The sequence below is a fragment of the Caproiciproducens sp. genome, assembly GCF_053840905.1.
In genome coordinates, this window is record NZ_JBNLXQ010000001.1 from 133590 (window position 1) to 156580 (window position 22991).

23 protein-coding genes are annotated in these 22991 nt (G+C 52.0%); 20 read left to right on the forward strand and 3 right to left on the reverse strand.

Translation table 11 applies throughout. The features are described from left to right. The first annotated feature begins 170 nt into the window (after positions 1–170). The 4 genes from ACQGQ5_RS00635 to ACQGQ5_RS00650 all read left to right on the forward strand — a co-directional run bounded on the left by ACQGQ5_RS00635 (position 171) and on the right by ACQGQ5_RS00650 (position 3830). Entirely contained in the window at positions 171–1235 is a 1065-nt protein-coding gene (locus ACQGQ5_RS00635) for a glycosyltransferase family 2 protein (RefSeq protein ID WP_455734727.1), read from the forward strand. Then, on the forward strand, positions 1235–2422 hold the full coding sequence (locus tag ACQGQ5_RS00640; protein ID WP_455734728.1) for a glycosyltransferase: 1188 nt from the start codon (positions 1235–1237) through the stop codon (positions 2420–2422). Before ACQGQ5_RS00635 ends, ACQGQ5_RS00640 begins: the two co-directional genes overlap by 1 nt. 194 nt (positions 2423–2616) lie before the next feature. Next, complete coding sequence (locus tag ACQGQ5_RS00645; protein ID WP_455734729.1) at positions 2617–3249, forward strand: hypothetical protein; 633 nt, start codon at positions 2617–2619, stop codon at positions 3247–3249. A gap of 14 nt (positions 3250–3263) precedes the next feature. Next, entirely contained in the window at positions 3264–3830 is a 567-nt protein-coding gene (locus ACQGQ5_RS00650; protein ID WP_455734730.1) for a hypothetical protein, read from the forward strand. A gap of 110 nt (positions 3831–3940) precedes the next feature. Here ACQGQ5_RS00650 and ACQGQ5_RS00655 read toward each other — a convergent pair whose 3' ends face one another. Then, positions 3941–5305 (reverse strand): radical SAM protein, encoded by a 1365-nt coding sequence (locus ACQGQ5_RS00655; RefSeq protein ID WP_455734731.1) that lies wholly within the window; start codon positions 5303–5305, stop codon positions 3941–3943. 235 nt (positions 5306–5540) lie between these two features. Here ACQGQ5_RS00655 and ACQGQ5_RS00660 point away from each other — a divergent pair, with 235 nt between their 5' ends. From ACQGQ5_RS00660 to ACQGQ5_RS00705, 10 genes are all read left to right on the forward strand, one after another. After that, positions 5541–6995, forward strand: coding sequence for a UDP-N-acetylmuramoyl-L-alanyl-D-glutamate--2,6-diaminopimelate ligase (locus tag ACQGQ5_RS00660; RefSeq protein WP_455734732.1), 1455 nt, complete (start codon positions 5541–5543; stop codon positions 6993–6995). 8 nt (positions 6996–7003) lie between these two features. Further along, positions 7004–8362, forward strand: coding sequence for a UDP-N-acetylmuramoyl-tripeptide--D-alanyl-D-alanine ligase (locus tag ACQGQ5_RS00665; protein WP_455734733.1), 1359 nt, complete (start codon positions 7004–7006; stop codon positions 8360–8362). A gap of 294 nt (positions 8363–8656) precedes the next feature. After that, complete coding sequence (locus ACQGQ5_RS00670; RefSeq protein ID WP_455734734.1) at positions 8657–10087, forward strand: peptidoglycan-binding protein; 1431 nt, start codon at positions 8657–8659, stop codon at positions 10085–10087. 368 nt (positions 10088–10455) lie between these two features. Next, positions 10456–11589 carry a spermidine/putrescine ABC transporter ATP-binding protein gene (potA, locus tag ACQGQ5_RS00675; RefSeq protein ID WP_455734735.1) on the forward strand — a complete coding sequence of 378 codons (1134 nt, stop codon included), beginning with the start codon at positions 10456–10458 and terminating at the stop codon, positions 11587–11589. Between the two features lie 2 nt (positions 11590–11591). Further along, entirely contained in the window at positions 11592–12410 is an 819-nt protein-coding gene (locus ACQGQ5_RS00680) for an ABC transporter permease (RefSeq protein ID WP_455734736.1), read from the forward strand. Further along, positions 12407–13219, forward strand: coding sequence for an ABC transporter permease (locus ACQGQ5_RS00685; protein WP_444657867.1), 813 nt, complete (start codon positions 12407–12409; stop codon positions 13217–13219). The genes ACQGQ5_RS00680 and ACQGQ5_RS00685 overlap by 4 nt, the downstream gene beginning before the upstream one ends. A gap of 3 nt (positions 13220–13222) precedes the next feature. Beyond that, positions 13223–14425 (forward strand): ABC transporter substrate-binding protein, encoded by a 1203-nt coding sequence (locus ACQGQ5_RS00690; RefSeq protein ID WP_455734737.1) that lies wholly within the window; start codon positions 13223–13225, stop codon positions 14423–14425. Positions 14426–14643: 218 nt separating this feature from the next. After that, positions 14644–15876 (forward strand): SpoIVB peptidase, encoded by a 1233-nt coding sequence (gene spoIVB / locus ACQGQ5_RS00695; RefSeq protein WP_455734738.1) that lies wholly within the window; start codon positions 14644–14646, stop codon positions 15874–15876. Positions 15877–15994: 118 nt separating this feature from the next. Then, positions 15995–16780, forward strand: coding sequence for a sporulation transcription factor Spo0A (spo0A, locus tag ACQGQ5_RS00700; RefSeq protein WP_455734739.1), 786 nt, complete (start codon positions 15995–15997; stop codon positions 16778–16780). Positions 16781–16883: 103 nt separating this feature from the next. Next, positions 16884–17150 carry a hypothetical protein gene (locus tag ACQGQ5_RS00705; RefSeq protein WP_455734740.1) on the forward strand — a complete coding sequence of 89 codons (267 nt, stop codon included), beginning with the start codon at positions 16884–16886 and terminating at the stop codon, positions 17148–17150. 10 nt (positions 17151–17160) lie between these two features. Here the strand turns inward: ACQGQ5_RS00705 and ACQGQ5_RS00710 are convergent, their stop codons facing one another. Next, on the reverse strand, positions 17161–17331 hold the full coding sequence (locus tag ACQGQ5_RS00710) for a hypothetical protein (protein ID WP_455734741.1): 171 nt from the start codon (positions 17329–17331) through the stop codon (positions 17161–17163). 123 nt (positions 17332–17454) lie between these two features. Further along, positions 17455–17934 (reverse strand): acyl-CoA thioesterase, encoded by a 480-nt coding sequence (locus ACQGQ5_RS00715; protein ID WP_455734742.1) that lies wholly within the window; start codon positions 17932–17934, stop codon positions 17455–17457. 210 nt (positions 17935–18144) lie between these two features. On the opposite strand from ACQGQ5_RS00715, the gene ispD reads away from it, so the two are divergent. The 6 genes from ispD to ACQGQ5_RS00745 all read left to right on the forward strand — a co-directional run bounded on the left by ispD (position 18145) and on the right by ACQGQ5_RS00745 (position 22981). Continuing rightward, on the forward strand, positions 18145–18852 hold the full coding sequence (gene ispD / locus ACQGQ5_RS00720) for a 2-C-methyl-D-erythritol 4-phosphate cytidylyltransferase (protein WP_455734743.1): 708 nt from the start codon (positions 18145–18147) through the stop codon (positions 18850–18852). Continuing rightward, entirely contained in the window at positions 18849–19319 is a 471-nt protein-coding gene (ispF, locus tag ACQGQ5_RS00725) for a 2-C-methyl-D-erythritol 2,4-cyclodiphosphate synthase (RefSeq protein ID WP_455734744.1), read from the forward strand. Before ispD ends, ispF begins: the two co-directional genes overlap by 4 nt. Positions 19320–19379: 60 nt before the next feature. Continuing rightward, positions 19380–19607 carry a DUF3343 domain-containing protein gene (locus tag ACQGQ5_RS00730; protein ID WP_275717106.1) on the forward strand — a complete coding sequence of 76 codons (228 nt, stop codon included), beginning with the start codon at positions 19380–19382 and terminating at the stop codon, positions 19605–19607. Further along, a complete protein-coding gene (locus ACQGQ5_RS00735; RefSeq protein ID WP_455734745.1) occupies positions 19604–20740 on the forward strand; it encodes an aminotransferase class V-fold PLP-dependent enzyme in 1137 nt (378 codons plus the stop codon). The genes ACQGQ5_RS00730 and ACQGQ5_RS00735 overlap by 4 nt, the downstream gene beginning before the upstream one ends. 85 nt (positions 20741–20825) lie before the next feature. Further along, a complete protein-coding gene (gene cdaA, locus ACQGQ5_RS00740) occupies positions 20826–21710 on the forward strand; it encodes a diadenylate cyclase CdaA (RefSeq protein ID WP_455734746.1) in 885 nt (294 codons plus the stop codon). Then, positions 21707–22981, forward strand: coding sequence for a CdaR family protein (locus tag ACQGQ5_RS00745; RefSeq protein ID WP_455734747.1), 1275 nt, complete (start codon positions 21707–21709; stop codon positions 22979–22981). Before cdaA ends, ACQGQ5_RS00745 begins: the two co-directional genes overlap by 4 nt. Positions 22982–22991: the final 10 nt, after the last annotated feature.

The following is a 22991-nucleotide window of genomic DNA, read 5'->3' on the forward strand; positions in this document are numbered from 1 at the left end:
GTATTGGTTCACAGAAAATGGTATCATAAGATGTATTTTTATATGCGAATACGTTGGCTGGCGCCTGTTTCCCGGTTCTTAACCGGTTTGATTCGGGGGCTGGAAGGATGCCCGGTGCTGTCCGGAAAAGGACGCTGCCGCCGGGGCGACGAAGAGAAGGAGGTCTGATCTTGCCAAAAGTAAGTGTGATTGTACCGGTATATAACGTAGAAAAGTATTTGGCGCAGTGTGTCGAAAGCATTTTGGCGCAGACGCTGACGGATATAGAGATTCTTTTAGTAAACGACGCATCGACCGACCGTTCGCTGGAGCTTGCGCGGACGTATGAAAAGGACTCCCGTGTCAGGGTGCTGGACAAGCCCCATGGGGGGCTGGGAGATACCCGCAATTATGGCGCCGCCCGCGCCGCCGGAAAATACCTGTCTTTTGTGGATTCCGACGACTGGCTTGACCCGGAGGCACTGCAGAATCTGTATTCCTCCGCGGAAAAATGCGCCGCGGATATGGTCGTCTTTAACTTTGTGCGCGAAAACAGCAAAGCGGAGGAGCACCGCGTCTGCAAGCTGCCGGTGAGCTTCCCGGCCTTCGACCGGGAGACGCGGGAAGTCCTGCTCCGGGAGCTGATCGGTCCCGACCCGGCGGACGGTCCCTGGCGGCAGGCAGAGATGCTCGGCTGCGCGTGGCGCAGGTTTTTCCGCCGGGAGTGGTTTCTGGGAAATCACCTTTCGTATTTCAATGAACAGGAAATTATGCTGGAGGATCTTCCGGTATCGATTATGGCGCACTGCCTGACGGACAAGGTGCTGGTTCTTGGCGGGGCCTATTACCATTACCGTTATAATCCCGAATCGTTAAGCACCCGGTACCGTCCCCGAAAAATGGAGATGATGACCGCCTGCTACCATGTGGTGCGCGATTTCCTGCAGAAGAACGGCCTTTACGCCCAGTATGGGGAACGCCACCTTGCGTGGCTTCTCCGCAGCGCGGCGCATTCCTCTCTTGTCAACTGTTTCAGCCCAAACAACGATGCGGGCTTTTCGAAAAGGTACAAAGAGGTGCGCGGTATTCTCCGGAATCCGGTGCTCCGGGTCGCGGCCCGTTCCGACTACCTGAAAAACGGCACCCGCGCGGACAGGATCATCCTGCGGCTGATCCGCTCCAAAAACACGCCGGCCGTCTATTTGTTCTACCGGATTTATTCCAATATGCTTTTGAAAAACGCGGGGAAAAGATAATGGCGAAAAAACGTGTTCTTTTTATCAATTACAGCCTGCACAGCGGCGGCATTGAAAAAAGTCTGGTCACGGTGCTGTCCCTGTTCGATTATGAAAATTACGAGGTCGACCTTCAGCTTTTCGCGAACGACGGCCTGTTTCTGAGCCGCGTTTCGCCGAAAGTAAACCTTCTGCCGCCGCTTTTTCCGGCGGAGTACAAATTCAATATCCGCCAGGCCTTTTTTGCCCTTATCAAAAAGGGGCATCCGCTGATCGCGCTCTGCCGCCTGCTGGTTACCTTCGCCGGTCTGCGCGGGACCATGGGCGAGCGGCTGGCGCGCATGTGGAACGTAGAGAAACGTTTTATCCGGCCTTCCCAAAAGGAATACGACGCGGTGGTGGCCTTTATGGAGGGCCAGCCGATTTATTACGCCGTGACCAAGGTCAAAAGCCCCGTCAAGATCGGATTTATCCACGGCGATTATACGGCAATGGGGTTGAACAGCGGGTTTGACCGCGCGTTTGTCGGAAAGCTCAGCGCGCTGTGCACGGTTTCCGAATCCTGTAAGACCGCGCTTGAGAACACTTTTCCGGAGTATTCCGACCGGTTCCATGTGATCTACAATATCATCTCTTCCACCTTCATGCGCCGGATGGCCGAAGAACCGGCCGACTTTGAAGATGATTTTTCCGGCCTGCGCATACTGTCCATTGCCCGTCTTTCCCACCAGAAGGGGCTTGACCTTGCGCTGCCCGCCATTGCCGCTTTAAAGGAGAAGGGACTTCGCTTCAAGTGGTATATCATCGGAATCGGCCCGGAAAAAGAAAATCTGGAGGCGATGATCCGGGAACTCGGCATCGGCGATACCGTCCGGTTCATGGGGGAGCGCCCCAATCCGTACCCGTATCTGAAGGCTTGTGATATCTACCTGCAGCCATCCCGGTTCGAGGGCAAATCCATCGCCGTCGACGAGGCAATGGTCATGTGCCGCCCGATCCTGCTCACCGATTTTTCCACGGCCCGCGACCAGATCGATTCCGGCAGAAACGGGCTGATCGTCCCCATGGACAGCGAGGGGGTTGCGGCGGGGCTGGAGGAGCTGCTGCTGCAGGAGGAAAAACGCGCGGAGTTTTCACAGGCTTTGGCACAGTGTGATTATACCAATGAAGAAGAAATCGAAAAACTGTATGCGCTACTCAATCATTAAATAAAACTTAAAAAATGGTGTTTCAAAATTAATTTTGAAACACCATTTTTGCGTGGTATCTTATCTCTTGAAGAAAATATTGACATATATGAATTATAGTGTTAAGGTGAATATGGAAATATAAAAGGGGATGAGACCGTTGTGGATTGAATAGAGTCATTTAGTACGAATTTGAATTGAGAGGGAGAAGTAAAATGAGAAAAAATAGAGCCTTACATACGCTGTTTGTGTTCGTTCTTACGTTCGGTATGATTTTTTCCGTTGCCAATATACCATCGAGTGCCTTACAGGCCACTGCTTTCAGCGACAAATCTGGTGCCAAGGTGGATAAAATTTCTTCGGAAAGCAAACCTGAAAGTACATCCGATCAATCGGAACAAGATGAAAAAGACCCCAATAAATTACAAGGGGGAAGTTGGCGCGACACAATCCGGGTATACTCCTCTTATATTTATCCGGCAGGTGAAGTATACTACTCTGGAATCAGCGCTGGGGCTACCTATCCGAGCAGTTCTCCATTCACAACATACAGATTGACTAAAGCTAAAAAAGATGAGTTAATTGCGCAGTATAAAAAATTAGCGAAATCTGATCCAACTGGTTGGGAAGTGAAAATAACTTTTTTAATCCAAACGGTTAGCAACATCCCTGCCCATTTGTATCTTAAATTGAATGGTGTGGATTTGGATCCAATTGTTGTCCAAGACGGTGATCTGGAGACAATATCTTATTATACTGTTTCTGAGGCAAGCGATTTGAGTGGATATATCAGATACAGCGGTGGAGGAACAGAGGCAATCAGCACCGGAATATTATATTCTGAGTAATTAAGGAGATTGAAATGATTAACAGTATAGCTTCCGCATATTCAAATGGATTCTCAGGCTTCGTCAATAGTGCCGGAAAAAAAGCGAGATCCGGTGCTTTTGCCAATATGGTGCAAAGCGCCTCAAAAGAAAGTATGGATGGAGTTACATTTTCTTCCCAAAACGAAGCATGCCTGCCAGCTATTACGGAAAAAGGGAAAAAATCAACAGGGAGTAACACGTTGTCCGGTGTGCAGAAACAATATTTTCGGGACAAGTACTCTGGTTCAGACGCTTCCGGAATGGATTCCTTGCTGTCTGAATTGACCAACAGCGGCGTTTTGTCCTATCAGGATTACCTCCTGGCGGGGGCGAGACCGACGACGGCACAGGGGACGGTAACAGTAACGAAAGGTTCTGCCGATGCTTCTGACAGCTTGCTGTCATCGGGAAATTATGCGGAATATTTTAAAAAAGTAATTCAGCAGGAAGTGGAAGAGGCGGAGTATATCAAGAAAAGTGGAGACGAACCGTCTGCTTCTTTTAATGAGTGCATCCAGTCACATCAACACATTGTAAACGTGTTGGAATCGTTTCTTTAAGGACTCGTTGAAATATAAAAAGGACGGCTTCCGCTTAGAGTATGCGGAAGCCGTCCTTCTTTATATATTAAGAATATTGATGAAATCGGATACTTTGTTCGGCTGTTTGGTCAGCCCGCGTTTTCCTGTTCTTCCGGATGGGATTCGTCCCAGAGTTTTTCCGCGACGGGGGTCCAGTTCTTCGCGGCGTTGACGCATTTTGCGCTCAGCTCCTCAACATCCTCGGGGTGAGTCATGTCCGTGGATTGCGCGCCGGACTTGTGCACCATGTCGGACAGTCTGCCCGGATTGTCGAGCAGCGGACAGGGACGCAGGTGGTTCCCGTTAAACGGCTGGTTTTTGCGGTACTGCATGAACAGCGGGGACTGGTACGCTTCCAGAAGGGTTTTGTCCTTGATGTTGGAATCGGCGTAATGGATGAACGCGCACGGCTCGATATCCCCGTTCGCGTTGATGTGCAGATAGCAACGTCCGCCCGCGATGCATCCCTGCACATACTCGCCGTCGTTCCAGAAGTCCATGGTGAACAGCGGCTTTGTCCCCCTGAATTTCCGGATCTGGTGATACATGAACTCCCTTTGCTCCGCGGAAGCCATCAGCTCGGGAACCGCGTCGGCCCCGACCGGCATATAGGTAAAGAACCACGCGAATTTCGCGCCCTTTGCGATCATGTCGTCAAAGTATTCCTCACTGCCGATCACGTCGGTGTTCTGGCTGGTGTAGCAGCAGGAGATGCCGAACGGAAGCTTTTTCCGCTTTAAAATCTCCATCGCTTTAATGACCGCCTGATAGGTGCCTTCTCCGCGGCGGGAGTCGGTGGCCTCTTCAAAGCCCTCCACGCTGATGGCGGGCACGAAATTCTTTACCCGCAGCATTTCGTCCGCGAACGCTTCGTCGATGAGCGTTGCGTTTGTAAAGGCCAGAAATTCGCAGTCATTGTGTTTTTCACACAGCCTGATAATATCGTCCTTCCGTACGAGCGGCTCGCCGCCGGAATAGATATACATATAGGTGCCGAGCTTTTTCCCCTGCTCGATAATGCTGTCGAGCGTCTCAAAGCTCATATTCATCTTGTTGCCGTAATCCGCCGCCCAGCAGCCCTGGCAGTGCAGGTTGCACGCGGAGGTGGGGTCCATCAGGATCGCCCACGGAATGTTGCAGTCGTACTTTTCTTCGTTTTTATTTTTGCGCTGACAGCCTACAATGGAGGAATTGATCAGAAAATTTTCAAACATTTTTTTCCTGACGCCGGAATCAATGTCGTCATAAAGGCTCATAATCAGTTTATACCAGTTGTTTTCCGGATTTTTCAGCGCTTCTCCAACCAGATCGTAAGCGTTGTGATAATAATCCTCCTTGTCGAATCTGCGTACCCAGTTTAAGACCTTCGGTACGTTTTCTTCAGGATTGTTGTCCAGGTAGCTCAATACTTTTTTCAGTCCGTAGGATTCCAGTTTTTCATTCACAGTTCCCATCACGTATGCTCCCTTTCTATCGTTTTAAGCGCCGTGTACGCTGCTTGACTGTATGTTAGCATTATCCGGAACGGTTGTATCTATACAAAATGGTTCCACAGTCCAAATATCATACAGAAAGGGGAAAGTGTCATGTAACCGCAAAGAAGGGCTGCCGACCGGATGCAATTGACTTTGACATCTCTTTATTGTATCATCAGAAGAGTTTCTAAATTATGGATACGGAGGCTGGATTATGCGGTTAAAAAGCATACTGGAAGGATTAAAATATACCTGCTCCGGCGACACGGACGTTGAAATAACCGATATCGTTTACGATTCGCGCAGGGTGGTCAAGAACTGCGTGTTCGTGTGCCTGTGCGGCTCTTCCGTCGACAGCCACGACTTTGCGCAGCAGGCGGCGGACGCCGGCGCGGCCGCGATTGTCGCGCAGCGCCCGGTAACGGTACAGAACGCCGCGGTGATCCTGGTGGAAAATACGCGCCATGCCATGGCGGTGATGGCGGCGGCCTATTTCGGGCACCCCGCCGACCGGCTCCGCGTGGTGGGCATTACCGGCACGAAGGGCAAAACGACGGTTTCCTATATGATCCGTTCCATTCTTGAGGCGGGCGGAATCAAAACCGGCATCATCGGGACCATCGGGACGGTTGTCGGCGACGAAGTGATCCAGACGAACAACACCACGCCGGAATCGTACGATGTACAGCGTTTCCTGCGCAAAATGGTGGACAGCGGCTGCAAAGCCGCCGTGATCGAGGCTTCCTCCATCGGGCTCAGGGACCACCGCGTGTCGGGCTTTGCCTTTGACATCGGGTTGTTCACCAATTTTTCGCCCGACCATATCGGCGGCAGCGAGCATAAAACGCTGGAAGAATACCTGCAGTGCAAAAGCATGCTGTTCCGGCAGTGCCGGACCGGTATTATCAATATAGACGATGAAAATTACCCCGGAATTATCAAAGGCCACACCTGTGCGATCGAGACCTACGGCTTTTCACAGGAAGCCGGCCTGCGCGCGTGCAATGAAAAGCTCATTTCGCGTCCGGGTTATCTCGGCGTTCATTTTGACCTTCAAGGCCAGCTTGCCTTCGGCGTGGACGTGGATATCCCCGGCCGGTTCAGCGTTTACAACGCGCTTGCGGCGGCGGCGGTCTGCCGCCATTTTGATGTGACCCCGCAGGCGATTGCCGAAGGGCTGAACACGGTCAAGGTCAAGGGAAGGGTAGAACCGGTCAGTGTTCCCGGAAATTATACTCTGCTGATCGATTACGCGCACAATGCGCTGAGCATGGAAAATATTCTGGAAACCCTGCGCGAGTACCGTCCGCACCGCCTGATCTGCATGTTCGGCGCGGGGGGCAACCGCGCGCGTTCCCGCCGCTATGAAATGGGAGAGGTCAGCGGAAAGCTCGCCGACCTTTCCGTCATTACAGCGGATAATTCACGCTACGAGGATGTCATGGACATTATTGAGGACATCAAGGTCGGTATCGCCAAAACGGACGGAAAATATGTGGTGATCCCCGACCGTAAGGAAGCAATCAAATACTGCATGGAGAACGCCGAAGACGGCGATATCGTCGTCCTTGCGGGAAAAGGCCACGAGGATTATCAGGAGATTCAGGGAGTCAAATATCATTTGGATGAACGCGAGGTTATCGCGGATATTATCAACGGAAAAATATAGGTGATCATATGAGAATGACAGTTGGAGAAATCATCGCCGCCTGCGGCGGGAAGCTGCTCTGCGGCGATCCCAATACCCTGATCACGTCGGTCAGTACGGACAGCCGCAAAATCCAGTTCGGCACCCTCTTTGTCCCCATCGTGGGGGAAAAGACGGACGCCCATTCGTTTATCAGCGCGACTTTTGCGGCGGGGGCTGCCGCAACGCTCACACAGGAGCACGACGGGATGATTGACTCTCACGCATGGATCCGCGTGCAGAATACGGAACAGGCCCTGCAGAGGATCGCGGCCGTTTACCGGCAGCGGTTCCATATTCCGTTTGTCGGAATTACGGGAAGCGTAGGCAAAACGACCACGAAGGAAATGGTCGCCCTCGCGCTTTCCGGCTCGTTCAACGTGATGAAGACCGAGGGAAACTATAACAGCCAGATCGGGCTTCCGCTGACCATGTTCCGGGTTTCCGACACGCATCAGGCCGCCGTGGTGGAGATGGGGATGAGCAATTTCGGCGAGATGAGCCGTCTGGCGCAGATCGCCGCGCCGGACTATGCCGTTATGACCAATATCGGCATTTCCCATATCGAGCAGCTGAAAACACAGCAGAATATTTTGAGCGAAAAGCTGCATATTACCGATTGCTTCCATAAGGATTCCATCCTGTTCCTGAACGGGGACGACGCGCTCCTTGCGGGCCTGCGCGGAAAACCGGGAATCAGAATCGTCTGGTTCGGCACCGCTTCCTGGTGCGATTTCCGGGCGGAAAATATCCGCACGGCGGCCTCGTCCACCCGGTTCACTCTAATAATGCCGGGCGGGTCCTGCGAGGTGGAGCTTCCGGCGCTGGGGCTTCACAACGTGACCAACGCGCTGGCCGCTTTAGCGGTTGCCAAAACGCTCGGCGTCCCGACGGAAAAGGCCGCTGCAAAGCTTGCGGAGTACCGGCCCCTTGCCATGCGCCAGCAGATCCATCATGTCAGCGATGTCACGATCATCGACGATTCCTATAACGCCAGCCCCGACGCGATCAGAAGCAGCGTCGACGTCCTGTGCGGCTTCCGTACGGGCAAGCGCATCGCGGTGCTGGCCGATATGCTGGAGCTCGGCGATTTCTCCCAGCAGGCGCATTTTGACGTGGGCGCGTATGCCGCCCGGGCGGGGGTGGACATCGTGCTGACGGTCGGCGAGCGGGCCAGGGAAATCGCCGAAGGGGCACGCAGCGTCAATCCGGACTTCGTCTGCTATTCCTGCGGGGACAATGCGGAAGCGATTGCAAAGCTCAAATCCCTTCTGACCGGGGGAGACGTGGTGCTTGTCAAGGGCTCCCGCGGAATGAAAACCGATCAGATCGTCAAAGCCCTTCTTTAAAAAGAACGATCTCCTCTTTACGCCTTCCTCTTTTTCAACACACTCCCGCGGCGGACTTTTTTAGTCCGCCGCTTTTCTATCCTCGTTCAGAATTGCGATAATTATTTAACAATTTTAACATTTAAAAGTTGCCGAAAATTGTGAATTTTTTCATAATTCTGATCTTTGCCTGTTGCGTTCCGGAAAAACATGTGTTAAAATGTTACTAATTTGTAATATGTGTAACGAATATGTATCATTTTTTACAGACAGAAAGTAGAAAAAAGAGTAACGGAAGTGCAGCAGGAGGTTAAAATGAAAAAGGGGTTCGGGTTTCTATCAGCGTTTGTCGCGGCAGTTCTGATCGCGATCCTTTCGATGAATGTTTCTTCAGCCGTCAGCGCGGCAAGCGCCAAAACAGGAGTCGGACTTTCCGAACATGTCCTCAAGGCCTATCAGGAGGGATGGAAATACCGTGCCGGCGGATACGGCCAGTTTTCCGGCGGAGTACGCGGAACCGACTGCTCCGGCCTGATCAAATCGTATCTTTGGTGGACAGGCGATTCCAGCGACCCCAGACCCAGTCTGGTTTCCGTAGCCGGAAGCTCCGGCGCGATGCTCGATTCCGCCAGCGCAAAGGGTAAAATCAATTATTCCGATTCCTCCTCTCTGCCGCGAATCCACGGGCTGATTCTGTATCAGCCGGGCCATGTCGGCGTTTACGTCGGCAATAACATGGCGGTGGACAACCGTGCGACGGGGGTCAATATAAAATATGAGAAGGTCTTCGGCCGCGACAAGCCGAAATGGACCATGTGGTTCAAACTGCCCCAGATTACATATCCGACCACAGGCTTTGCAAGCTTCAACGGCCAGAAGTATTACTATGAAAACGGCCAGTATGTCGTCAATACGACCAGAACTATTTCTGGCGTTACCTATACGTTCGGCGCTTCCGGCGCACTGACCGCTTCCTCCGGAGAGGCCATTCAGGCTGCTGCGGAGTCCTCGGGTACAACGGGTAAAACGTCTTATATCATGCTTCAGGCGGATTCCAAAGGCGCGGATGTGGAAAAGCTGCAGCAGCGTCTGAAGGACCTTGGGTACTATTATGAATCGGTAAACAATTATTACGATTACTGCGTGTCCGACGCCGTCAGCGCGTTTCAGGGCGCGGCGGGGATCAATTCCACCGGCATTGCCGATCCGGCCACACAGGCGAAGCTGTTTGCGTCCGGCGCGGTGAAAAACCCGAAGCCGGGAACCGTTACGCCCGGCATGCATTCCTCGCTGGTTCTTTCCATGCAGAAAAGGCTGATCGCTTTGGGCTATATGACCGGCGACCCGACCATTTACTACGGGGACCTTACCAAACAGGCCGTTCTGGCTTACCAGAAGGCTTCCGGTCTTGCGCAGACCGGAATTCTGGATCAGGCCGCTCTGAGCGTTCTTTATTCGGACGCCGCGGTGAAAGCCCCGGCACAGCCGGTTTCCACCGTTGCGGCGAAGAGCCTTTCCTCTGAAGCTGCTGTGGAAAGCAAATCGGGGACCATCGTTTTCAGCGACATGATTCCCGCCGTCAACGCCGCGGCGGCTGACAAAAATGTGCGGGAGGCTTCCGATTCCGACGGCGGCATGGTTTTCAGCGTCGTGCTGTTGTCGGCGTTTTTGTCCGGCGTCTTTATGGCGGTGAAAAGGCTTCGGGCCTTACGGAAAAGACCGGCGGCGGTTCTTGTTAAAAAATAAACAGCTTGATTTCTCAAAATCCCGCAGGAGACTGCGGGATTTTTTCATCTATTTAACAATTATTTTGTCTGGAGAAAAACAGAGCATTTCAGCGGAAAACAGAGGAAAATTAATCAAATTCATATGTAATTTAAAAAATCAATAGAAATTTGATGAAATATTCAAAAAAATCTTGACAAATCGTGTTTATGCCACTATATTTGATATGTTGCGTTTGCATCTAATTCTATATCGGCGGCGCTTCACTGCCGCAGTCAGCAATGACCGCGAAAAATCCTTTGCGGAGGGCAGTGGCAACGGCGTGGCTGGGATTGCGTTTAACCGCTTGGCTTAACGTAACTAATTTTACCGCAAAGGGGATGCACTATTTGGAAAATCCATCTATCATTTCATTGAACAACATCGCGGTATCGTTTGACGGAGAAATTGTGCTGAAGGATTTTAACCTCAGCATCAGGGACGGTGAATTTGTCACCCTGCTGGGACCTTCCGGTTGTGGAAAAACGACAACCCTCAGGATCATCGGCGGCTTTGTCAAACCGGACACGGGCGATGTTTTTTTCAATGGCAAAAAAATCAACGATCTTCCGCCGCATAAAAGGGAGGTCAACACCATCTTTCAGAAATATGCCCTGTTTCCGCATCTGAACGTGTACGACAACGTCGCGTTCGGTATGAGGGTACACGGCAAGAGCGAAAGCCAGGTCAAAACCGCAGTGAAGGAAATGCTCAACCTTGTCAATCTGAACGGTTTTGCGCACAGAAATGTCAATCTGCTTTCCGGCGGCCAGCAGCAGCGCGTCGCCATCGCGAGGGCGCTTGCGAACGAACCGAAAGTTCTGCTCCTTGACGAACCATTGGGTGCGCTCGATTTAAAGCTGCGAAAGGATATGCAGGCCGAGCTTAAAAAGATACAGCAGCAGACCGGGATCACCTTTGTTTTTGTTACCCATGATCAGGAAGAGGCGCTCTCCATGTCCGACACCGTCGTTGTCATGGACAAGGGCGCCATTCAGCAGATCGGCTCTCCGCGCGACATCTACAATGAGCCGAAAAATGCTTTTGTCGCTGATTTTATCGGGGAAAGCAATATCCTGGACGGCGTCATGCACGAGGATTACCTTGTGGAATTTGCGGGATACCCTTTCCAATGCGTCGACAAGGGATTTGAGCCGGACGAGCCGGTGGACGTGGTGATCCGCCCGGAGGACATCGACGTGGTGGAGCCGGACACCAGCCATCTGACCGGAATTGTCACCAGCGTAACCTTCAAGGGCGTTCATTACGAAATCATCGTGGACGTCCGCGGCTTCAAATGGATGATTCAGTCGACCGATTTTCAGGAGGTCGGCAAAAAAATAGGAATGATGCTTCAGCCCGACGATATCCACATCATGCACAAATCGGAATATTCCGGCATGTTCGGCGACTACAGCACCTTCAGTGACGAAATGGACGAGGACAGTCAGCCTCTGCCCGAAGAAGGGGAGGTCGGGAATTAAGAATGAAAGCAAAATCAGCCGCGGCACCTTATGTTGTATGGATGTCTGTTTTTATTATTGTTCCGATGATTCTGGTCGTTATTTTTGCGTTCACCGATAAAAGCGGGGCGTTTACCTTCAAAAATATCGCCGAAGTCGGACAGTATTCCAACGTCTTTCTGCGCTCCATCTGGCTGGGCGCTCTGGCCACCGTGATCTCCCTGCTGCTGGGGTATCCGCTTGCCTATATTATTTCCCACATCAGCGCGCGCAGGCAGAGCATGATGATTATGCTCGTCATGCTGCCGATGTGGATGAACTTTCTGCTCCGTACCTACGCCTGGATGACCCTGCTGGAGGACAACGGCATCATCAACAGCCTGCTTGCGTCTTTCGGCCTGGGCAAGCTGCATCTGATCAATACGCAGGGCGCGGTCGTGCTCGGAATGGTCTACAACTATATTCCGTATATGATCCTGCCGCTTTACTCCGTACTGACCAAAATCGATTCCAGCGTGATCGAAGCGGCGCAGGACCTCGGCGCGAATCAGATGCAGGTGTTTTCAAAGGTCACTTTTCCCATGAGCATGCCCGGGGTGATTTCCGGGATCACCATGGTTTTTGTACCGGCGGTCAGCACCTTTATCATTTCCAAAATGCTCGGCGGCGGCGCAAACCTGATGATCGGCGACCTGATCGACATGCAGTTTCTGGGAAGCGCGTACAACCCGAACCTGGGCTCCGCCATTTCGCTGGTCCTCATGGTGCTGATTCTCATCTGCATGGGGATTATGAACCAGTTTGACGACGGGGAGAACAACGGGGGAGGAATCATGATATGAAAACAATTTCAAGGATTTATTCCGCCGTTCTGTTCCTGTTCCTCTACGCGCCGATTTTCGTACTGATCGTTTTTTCCTTTAATAATTCCACCACCATGAGCCGTTCCGTCTGGTCGGGCTTCTCTTTTAAGTGGTACGCGCAGCTGATGCAGGACGGCATGCTCCTGAACGCTCTGAGAAACACGCTGGTCATCGCGGTGATTGCGGCGGTCGTTTCCACCGTTCTGGGGACGTCCGCGGCCATCGGCATCAACGGTATGAACAAGTGGATGAAGCGCATGGTGATGAATGTAACCAACCTGCCCATGGTCAATCCCGAGATCGTCACCGGCGTTTCCCTGATGCTGCTGTTCGTGTTTTTCGCCAAGGCCATGGGGAACATATCGCTCGGCATGTTTTCCCTGATATTGGCGCACATCACCTTCTGTCTGCCCTATGTGATCCTGTCCGTCATGCCGAAGCTCCGTCAGATGGATTCCCATCTGTATGAAGCGGCCCAGGACCTTGGGTGCAGCCCGGTTCTTGCCTTTTTTAAGGTGGTTCTGCCGGAAATCATGCCGGGGATTGTGACGGGCATGATTATGGCTTTCACCCTTTCCATAGACGATTTTGTCATCAGCTATTTTACAAGCGGTACCACGCAGACGCTTCCGATCTTTATCTATTCCATGACGAGAAAGAGAATCAGCCCTGAGATCAACGCGCTGTCCACATTGCTGTTCGGCACGATCATGGTGCTGCTCATCATTGTCAACCTTCGCCAGTCAAAAGACAGGAAAGCGGAAGAAAACCTGATTGAGGAGGCGTGAGATTTGAAAAAAACGATTGCAGCTCTGGCAGCTGCCTTACTGCTTACCGCCGCCGTCAGCCCGCCGGCGTTTGCGTCTTCGGAAGAGCCCGAACAGCCCGCCGCGCCGAAAACAGGGGTGACCATCAATGTGTACAACTGGGGCGAGTATATTTCAAACGGCGTCGACGATACGCTTGACGTCAACAAGGAGTTTACCAGACGGACCGGCATCGACGTGAACTACACCACGTTCGACACCAATGAGTCCCTTTACTCCAAGCTTGCCAACGGCGGGGCGAACTACGACATTGTCATCCCTTCGGACTATATGATTTCCAAGCTGATCGACGAGAAAATGATTGAAAAGCTGGATTTCAGCAATATCCCGAATTTCCAGTATATCGACGAACAGTTCCGCAACCCGAAATACGACCCGAAAAATGAATATTCCGTCCCCTACACCTGGGGGGTGGTCGGTATTTTTTACAATAAAAAATATGTAAAAGAGCCAGTCGACAGCTGGAAAATCCTGTGGGATAAAAAGTACGAGGGAAAAATACTGATGTTCGACAACCCGCGCGATTCCTTCGGCATCGCGCAGAAAATTCTCGGCTATTCCTACAACAGCACGAATGTGGAGGAGTGGGAGAACGCCGCGAAGCTTTTAAAAGAGCAGAAGCCGCTTGTTCAGGCCTATGTCATGGACCAGATCTTTGACAAAATGTCCAGCGGCGACGCCTGGCTTGCCCCGTATTACGCGGGGGACGCCGCCACTTTGGTGGCGGATAACCCGGACATCGGGTTTGCCATCCCGACAAAGGAGGGGACGAACTTTTTTGTCGACGCCATCTGCATCCCGACCGGCGCCCAGCACAAAAAAGAGGCCGAGGCGTACATCAACTTTCTCTGCGACCCCGAAATAGCCGCGGCGAACGTGGACTATGTCGGTTACTCCACGCCGGAGTCGGCCGCCAAAGAGCTTTTGCCGGAAGAAACCGTCAACAATCCTATTTTTTACCCCGATGAGAAAATTTTGAATCAATCGGAGACCTTTGTCAACCTTCCCGAGGACACCAATCTGCTGCTGGATACGCTTTGGGCGGAAGTAAAAATGGGCGGTCCCGGCCAGACGGCGACACTGGTCGCGGTTCTCTTGGGATTTTTGCTGCTCTATATCGGAATTGTTGTTTATAAAAAAATGAAAGCAAAACGCGAACTGCAATAAAATTGCATTTTTGAAAATGAAAAGAATAAAAGCCCGCGGCATTTATGCGCCGCGGGCTTTGCGATTTTATCCCATCACATGTAAATGAAGGCATTTTCGGCCTAAAACAGCGCAATTGGAGAAAATAATTCCAGTTAATTCCAATAATCAGGAGAATTGTCATAATAATTTCACCGTCCCGTGGCAGATTAATAGAGCGGCGCAAGGGAGGTGAAATTTTGAAAAAATTTCTAAAAGGATTCACCGCATTCGCGGCTGTGCTGGCTCTTTTGTATGCTGCCAGTGTCGGCATGGCCGATTATTTCACACCTGATTCCTATAAAATTACCGCCGGAAGCAGTTTGCAATGGGGTTCGGATGCCATTACGGCGGTGGCTGAAAACGGCGCCGATATTTCCACCGGCATCTGTTCGACACCGAATAAAAGTTATAAGGCAAAGCTCATGCTCTATCACGTGATCCCCATCAAGACGGTCAGCGTGGACGTCGTCAAGGAAACGCTTCTGGTACCGTGCGGTACGCCGTTTGGGATCAAAATGTTTACAAACGGCGTAGTCGTCGTAGGGGTAGCCGATATCAAAACTTCATCCGGAACCATCAACCCCGCAGCCGCGGCGGGCCTGAAGGTCGGCGATATCATTACGGAGGTTGACGGCAAAAAAGTCAACACCAACGCGGAAATCATCGACATGGTCACAGACAGCGAAGGCCGCAGCCTTACTTTTACCCTTTCCCGGAACGGGCAGGTCCTTACGACCACCGTTCAGCCGGTTAAATCCGAGGTCGACTCCGTCTACAGGGCCGGAGTATGGCTCCGGGACAGCACCGCGGGAATCGGGACGCTCACCTTTTACAATCCCGTTACGAAATGTTTCGCCGGTCTGGGCCACGGTGTCTGTGACACGGATACCAATGAGCTGATGCCGCTGCTGAACGGAGACATCGTTCCCGTCACAATCAGCGGAATCACCAAAGGCGAAAAGGGAAGTCCGGGAGAGCTGCGGGGATATTTCAGCACCGATACCGCGATGGGAACGCTGGAAGCCAATGTTCCCGCCGGCGTTTACGGAACCCTGAATACCGCTCCCAAAGGAGAAGCCCTGGAAGTGGCGATGAAACAGGAAATCAAAGCCGGCCCCGTCAAAATCCTTTCAACCATAGACGGCGGCAGGCCGCAATACTTTACCGCTGAAATCGAAAAAATAGACTATCGTGAAAATGTACAAAGCAAAAATATGGTTTTGCACATTACCGACGAAAAACTGCTGAACGCCACCGGCGGGATCGTTCAGGGAATGAGCGGCAGCCCGGTTATCCAAAACGACAGAATCATCGGCGCAGTGACCCATGTTTTTGTGAACGATCCGACACGTGGATATGGCATTTTCGCTGAAAATATGCTGTCGGTTTCAGAAAGCGTTAGATCAAATGACAAACAAAAAGCTTCTTAATCCGATGTTCCACTTTTATATTTCCCCTTTTTAGCAAAAAATATTTTTACAACCTATTGCCATTTTTTCCAATATATGGTAATATAACGGTAAATTAAATCTATTAGGGGGACTCAAAATGGAAAAGCGTATTAAACTTCTCATAGCAAATGACAGTGCAGAGTTTAACCGTGATTACGGTCGAATTTTTGAACAATCCGGCATGGAAATAATCTATACGCAAAAGGATGGCATGAAACTGCTTGAAAAAATAGAATCCATTCATCCTGATGTCGTCCTTGCCGATTTGTTTATGCCCCGTTTGGATGGAATAGGCGTGATGAAAGCGGCTCAGGCGAAAGCCCCGGGCATGGGGCCGATGTTTGTAATCATTTCCAATTTTACCAGCCCCGCTTTGGAGCGTGAAGTAATGATGTCGGGAGCGGCTTATTTTGCCATTTATCCATTTAATGCCGCGGACCTTTCCGACAGAATCATTCAGCTTTGTTCCATTTCCGGTTTGACACAGAAAACGCCTTCCAGACAGCCGGCGCCGGCCGCAGCGGAGCCGTCGCTTGAAATTCAGGTAACTGAAATACTCCATCAAATAGGAGTCCCCGCTCATATTAAAGGCTACCACTATTTACGCGACTCCATTATTATGGCAATAGAAACCCCGGACATTATCAACGCGGTCACCAAACAGCTTTACCCAAGCGTTGCGAAACAGTATGACACAACGGCTTCGCGCGTGGAACGTGCCATTCGCCATGCGATAGAGGTCGCGTGGGACCGCGGCGACGTGGATATCCTCAACTCCTATTTCGGCTACACCATCCACAATACGCGCGGCAAACCGACCAACAGCGAGTTCATTGCAATGATCAGCGACAGGCTCAGGCTCCACATGAAAAGCGCAAGCTGATTTTGATTTTTAAATCCTATGCACTCCTTTACTTTATCGGATGTGAATTTTTATTCTGCCTTTAAAGTAAAGGAGTTTTCTTTAACACGGGGTGGTGATTGCTATGAAACGAAGCATATTGATTATCCTTCTGCTTGTGACGGCGCTGAATTTCACCGGCTGTAAAAATACCGCCAAAACGGAAGCCGCGGGCAAAGCCGCCGACGCCGGCGCCCAGAGCAAGGTGCCGGATAACCTGAAGCTGGTCAGCCTCACGAAGGTCAGCGCGGACGACATCCTGTATGTTTACGTCGACCAGGTTTACCATACGGAGGTTTACGTCTGCAAAAATTTAAAATCGAACACGGTCAGTATTTCCACCAACAAATAAAGGAGGCGGATCAGTTCGATCCACCTCCGCGGTAATCAATGACATTTGTAAAATCGATGGCCAAATCATCCGGCTCTCCCGCCAAAAGGTCGGCCTGTACTTCCATGGGGGCTTTTCCCCGCTGGGTGATTTTTTCTTCGCTGTCCCGGTTGGTTTCCCAAGGCTCGGGTCGGTCAGGCATAGCATTCACTCCCTTCTGTTCACAGGCTTAGTATAACACCGTACACGGCGTTTCATTCAGAGCCCGGGTCAGGAAGTGCAAAATTTCTTATTTTCGGATGTAGTGCCGGGTTGGCAGGCGTTTTCAGTATGCTTCCAGTCGGCGCTGCTGGCGCAGCTTGCGCCGCTTTTCGCCGGCTTCCCATTCCATTTTTTCCTGAAAGCTTTCACAGATCAAACCGGGAACGGGAGTCGGCTTTTCGTTTTCGTCAAGCGCCACAAGGACCAGATATGCCGTGTTCACGAGCCTTCTCTGTCCCGACAGATCCTCGGAAAAGCTGTCGACGCGCACTTCCATCGAAGTCGTTCCGACATAGGTGATCTTGCCGTGTAAAACGATCAGGTCGGTCATGTAAACCGGGCTTTTGAACCGGAGCGTGTCGATTTCCGCCGTGGTGACATTGCGGTTGGAATGCCTGCGCGCGACGGTCCCCGCGACAATGTCGATCCAGGAGGCGAGCCGCCCGCCGAAAACACGTCCCTGGCCGTTCAGATCGTTTTCGAAGATGACCTCCATCTGTTCCGTTTCGGAATCCGACACCCTTTTTGCCGGTAACTCGTTCATAGTACCACCAGTCCTTATCAATGAATTCATACACTCAATCATATACGATCCTTGGAAAAAACTCAATAGGCGGGGCGCCCGTATCCCCTTATAATTGTTAACACAGTTTTAATTTTCAATTTGTGACAGGATTGTAATTGCGCCGCGGCGTATAAAATATTATAATAATAACCATTCGATCAAATCCGATCAGAAGGAAGGGACGAATGGATGGGAAGAAAGTCTCACTGCTGCGCCGTGATCGTCGCCGCCGGAAGCTCCACCCGTATGGCGCTCGGTTTTTCAAAGCAGTTTGTTCCCCTTTGCGGGACGCCCGCCATTGTGCGCACGCTTTCCGCTTTCAGCAGCGCGGAACTGATCCAGAGTATCGTTGTGGTCTGCCGGGAAGAAGATATTGCCCAAGTCGGAAACGAGATTCAGAAATACAGAATCGAAAAAGTAACCGCGATCGTCGAAGGGGGCGCTACCCGGCAGCAGTCCGTTGCGGCGGGGATTTCCGCGGCGCCGGAAAACGCCGCCTATTTTGCCATTCACGACGGGGCGAGGGCGCTGATTACCTCCGAAGAAATCAATGCGTCTGTGGAAGACGCCTATGAGTGCGGCGCGTCCGCGCTTGCGGTTCCCGTCAAGGATACGATTAAAATAATCGGGAAGAATCATTACGTAATTTCCACCCCGGAGCGTTCCACCCTGTGGGCGGTCCAGACCCCGCAGGTGTTTGAACGGGGACTTTATCAGCGGGCGATGAAACAGGCTTTGGCGGACGGGGGAGATTATACAGACGACTGTCAGCTGGTTGAACATACGGGCGTTAAGGTGCATTTGTGCATGGGGACATATACGAATATCAAGCTGACCACGATGGAAGACGTGGAAATTGCGCAGGCTATTTTGAAAAGCAGGGAGGCACCGCTATGAGGATCGGCCACGGCTACGACGTGCACCGGCTTACGGAAGGCGGAAAGCTGATTTTAGGCGGTGTCGAAATCCCGTATGACAAGGGCCTTCTGGGCCACTCCGACGCGGACGTGCTTGCCCACGCCGTCGCCGATTCGCTTTTGGGAGCCGCCGCTCTCGGCGATATCGGGACGCATTTTCCGGACACGGACCCCGCTTTCAAAAACGCGGACAGCCTTGTGCTGCTCGCGCGGGTCTGCGCGCTTCTTGCTCAAAAGAATTACCGTATTGCCAATATTGACGCCACGGTCATTGCGCAGGCGCCGAAACTGAAGCCCTATATCGAGGCCATGAGGGAAAGGCTGGCGGCGGCCTGCGGGGTTGATTTGGATCGGGTCAGCGTGAAAGCCACCACCGAGGAGCATCTTGGATTTACCGGTGCGGGAGAGGGAATTGCCGCCCACGCGGTATGTCTTATTGAATCATAACCGATAGTCAAAAGGCATGTTTCCGGCATACTCTGTAGTAAAAACAGAGAGGTGATTATCATGAGCAAACCGATGATTCTGATTAGTTCAATCACGTATGCCATGAAGAGCCGCGACATCCTGTTCAGCTACGGTATTAAAGCTTATGTTGAAAGAACACCGGGCGGCAACCGTGCCGGCTGCGGTTACAGTATATATGTTCCCGACAGGACGGACGAAGCAGAGAGTATTTTAGCCGGTGCCGGCATTAAAATACTTGGACGAGCGGAAAGAGACGGATCGTTATGATCTATCTTGATAATGCCGCGACTACGTATCCAAAGCCGAATTCCGTTCTAAGTGCGGTAAATGTTGCTTTGAGAAATTATGGAGCCAACCCCGGACGCTCCGGCCACAGCATGTCGCTTGCAGCGGCGGAGGAGATTTACCGCTGCCGTAAGGCGGCGGCCGATTTTTTTCATGCGCCGGGGCCGGAATGCGTTGCGTTTACTCTGAATTGTACGCATGCGCTGAATTACGTGATAAAAGGGCTGCTCAGGCCAGGCGACCACGCGGTGGTTTCCTGCCTTGAGCACAACGCCGTCATGCGGCCCCTGCAAAAGCTGATGGAGTCCGGAGTGACCGTTACCAGAGCGCGGGTTTTTCCGGGCGATAACGACGCTACGGTAGACGCTTTCCGCGGTGCGCTCAGGGAAAACACAAAGCTGATCGTCTGTACACACGCCTCCAATGTCTGGGGAATCCGGCTGCCCGTCGAACGCATCGCCGCCCTGGGCCATATTTACGGCGTCCCGATTGCGGTCGACTGCGCGCAGTCTGCGGGCGTTTTGCCGATCGACATGGCGGACGGCGGTTTCGACTACCTCTGTATTGCGGGCCATAAGGGCCTTTACGGCCCGATGGGGACCGGCATGCTGATTACGCCGGACGGCTCCGCGCTTCCCACGATCATTGAAGGCGGAACCGGGACCAACTCCCTTTTGCTCGAACAGCCTTCCAGCATGCCGGACCGCATGGAAAGCGGCACTCAGAACATGCCGGGCATCTCCGGGCTGCGGGCCGGGATCGAGTTTGTGAAAAGCCGCGGAGTCCGGACGATCTATCAGCATGAGATGTCGCTGATCCGGCATCTGTATAAAAAACTGTCGGAAATAAAAAACGTGAAGCTTTACACGGCGGAGCCGGACGCGCCGTATTTCGCGCCGGTACTTTCGTTCAACGTGGGCGACGTTCCCAGCGAGACCGTCGCGCAGAAGCTGAACGCCCGCGGGTTTGCGGTGCGCGCGGGACTGCACTGCGCGCCTGCGGCGCATGATTTCATGGGGACTCTGGCACAGGGCGCCGTGCGGGTCTGTCCGTCCGCTTTCAGCAATTTGGGCGAAATAAACAGTTTTGCCGCGACTCTGGTGAAAATAATCTGAAAATAAAGATAAAAGGATTGCATATCAAATTATATATGTTAAAATTATAAGGGATGTGTTTTATTCTGACGGAAGGAAGTAAGTTATGGATGTCGTTGTGACCATATGGAATTCGTTTATCGGTATTGTGAAACTGTTTCGTGTTTCCGATGCGTTGGACGTCATTCTGGTTTCCTTTATCATTTACAGTGGAATAAAACTGGTTCGTGAAACAAGAGCGGAACAGCTGATTAAAGGAATTATTGTGCTTTTGGCCGTGTGGGGTGTGTCCTATGCCCTGAAGCTTTATATGATGAAAAATCTGCTGACCTATTTTTTTCAATTCAGCGTTGTGGCCATTATGGTGGTTTTTCAGCCGGAAATCCGGCGTGCGCTGGAACAGATCGGCCGCAGCGGGATGGGGAACAAGCACTGGCTGTTCGGCGTTTCAAACGATGACCTTGAAACGCTGAGGCAGCAGAACCGCAGGGGCGTGAATGCCGTTGTGGATGCCGCGGCGGTTCTGCAGAAACAGAAAACGGGCGCCCTGATTGTTTTTGAAATGCAGACAAAGCTGGGCGATATTATTGATACGGGTACGGTGGTGAATGCTATTCCCTCCGCGCCCATTATCTGCAACATCTTCTTCAACAAGGCTCCGCTTCACGACGGCGCCATGATTATGCGCAGCGGTATGGTGTATGCCGCGGGCTGCATTCTGCCGCTGACAAAGAACGACAGCGTCAGCATTGAGCTCGGTACCCGCCACCGCGCCGCGATCGGCATGAGTGAGAACTCCGACGCCGTCGTGGTTGTGGTGTCCGAAGAAACGGGTCAGATTTCCGTTGCCGTAAACGGCGTCCTCACGCGCAATTATACCAGGGAAACGCTGAAAAGCGAGCTGGAAAACCTGATTCTGACCAGTGAGGCCGAACCCGGCGAGAAGCGCCAGAGCATCATCCCTTCGATAAGGAGGGCAAAAAAGAAATGAAGCATAAATTTAACGCAGGCCGTTTATTTTATGACGATAAATTTGTAATGCTGTTTTCCGTCCTTTTCTCCATTGTCCTGTGGATTTTTATGGCTACCGGAAACACCGAGGAGTTTCCCCGGCAGATCACCGATGTGCCGGTCGTCATCAATCTGTCGGACGCCGCGCAGGAGGACGGGTTAAAGGTTTTCAGCCCGGTCGACCAGACCGCGACCGTATCCATTAAAGGCAACAGCCTGATTGTCAATCAGATCAAGGCTTCCGATATGCAGGTCGTCGCTCCGCTGGCCTCCACCATTACCGGTCCCGGAAACTACACCTTTAATTTATCGGTGCAGAAAAAGGGGACTCTTTCCGATTACGAGTGGGTTTCCATTTCCCCCAGCCAGGCGATCATCACGGTGGACCGGTATGCGGAAAAGACCTTTACCATCCAGAATGACATCAAATACAAGCCGGGTTATCAGTCGGATCCCGCTTTCTTTGTCAGCGCGCCTACCTTCAGCAGCGACACGGTCACGGTTTCGGGCCCTGAAAAGGAAGTCTCACAGATCAACAGGGTGTCCGTACAGTACGAAATCAGCGACACGCTGAGAGAATCCAGGAGCTTTACGACCGATTTGGTCATGTACGATGCAAACGGCAATAAAATTACGAGCAACAAGCTGAAAATGAGCGAGCAGAAGGTGGATGTCACCATCCCCGTCCTCGCAAGGCAGGTCCTTCCCCTCAGCGTCAATTTTACCAACAAGCCTCTGGGGCTGTCGCTTTCCTCCGACCAGATCAAAATTGACCCCCAGACCATCGAAGTGGCGGGCCCGCAGGACGTGCTGGCCAATCTGACGGAGGTCAGTCTTGCTCCGCTGGATTTTTCGGGCATCAGTCCAACGAGAAATTCCTTTGATGTGAACGTGACCCTTCCGGCGACCTGCAAAAACCTGAGCAATATTCCGGTTGCCAAGGTTACGCTGGATTTGAACTCCATGGCCACGCGTCAAATGGTTGTCAATCATTTCACCGTTAAGAATCTCGCGGCCGACAAGTCCGCCGCGGTTTATACCAAGACCCTGACGGCTACGGTGGTCGGGCCGGAGTCGGAAATTTCCAAGCTGACGGAAAACAGTCTTTCCGCTCAGATCGATATGTCCGGCAAAGAGAATTTTACCGGACACACGGAAATGCCGGTCACCATCAGCGTGGGGAATTCCATAAGCACCTGGGTGTACGGAAGCTATATGGCGAATATCGGCGTCACCTCCCAAAGCGGATAGTCCGTGAAAA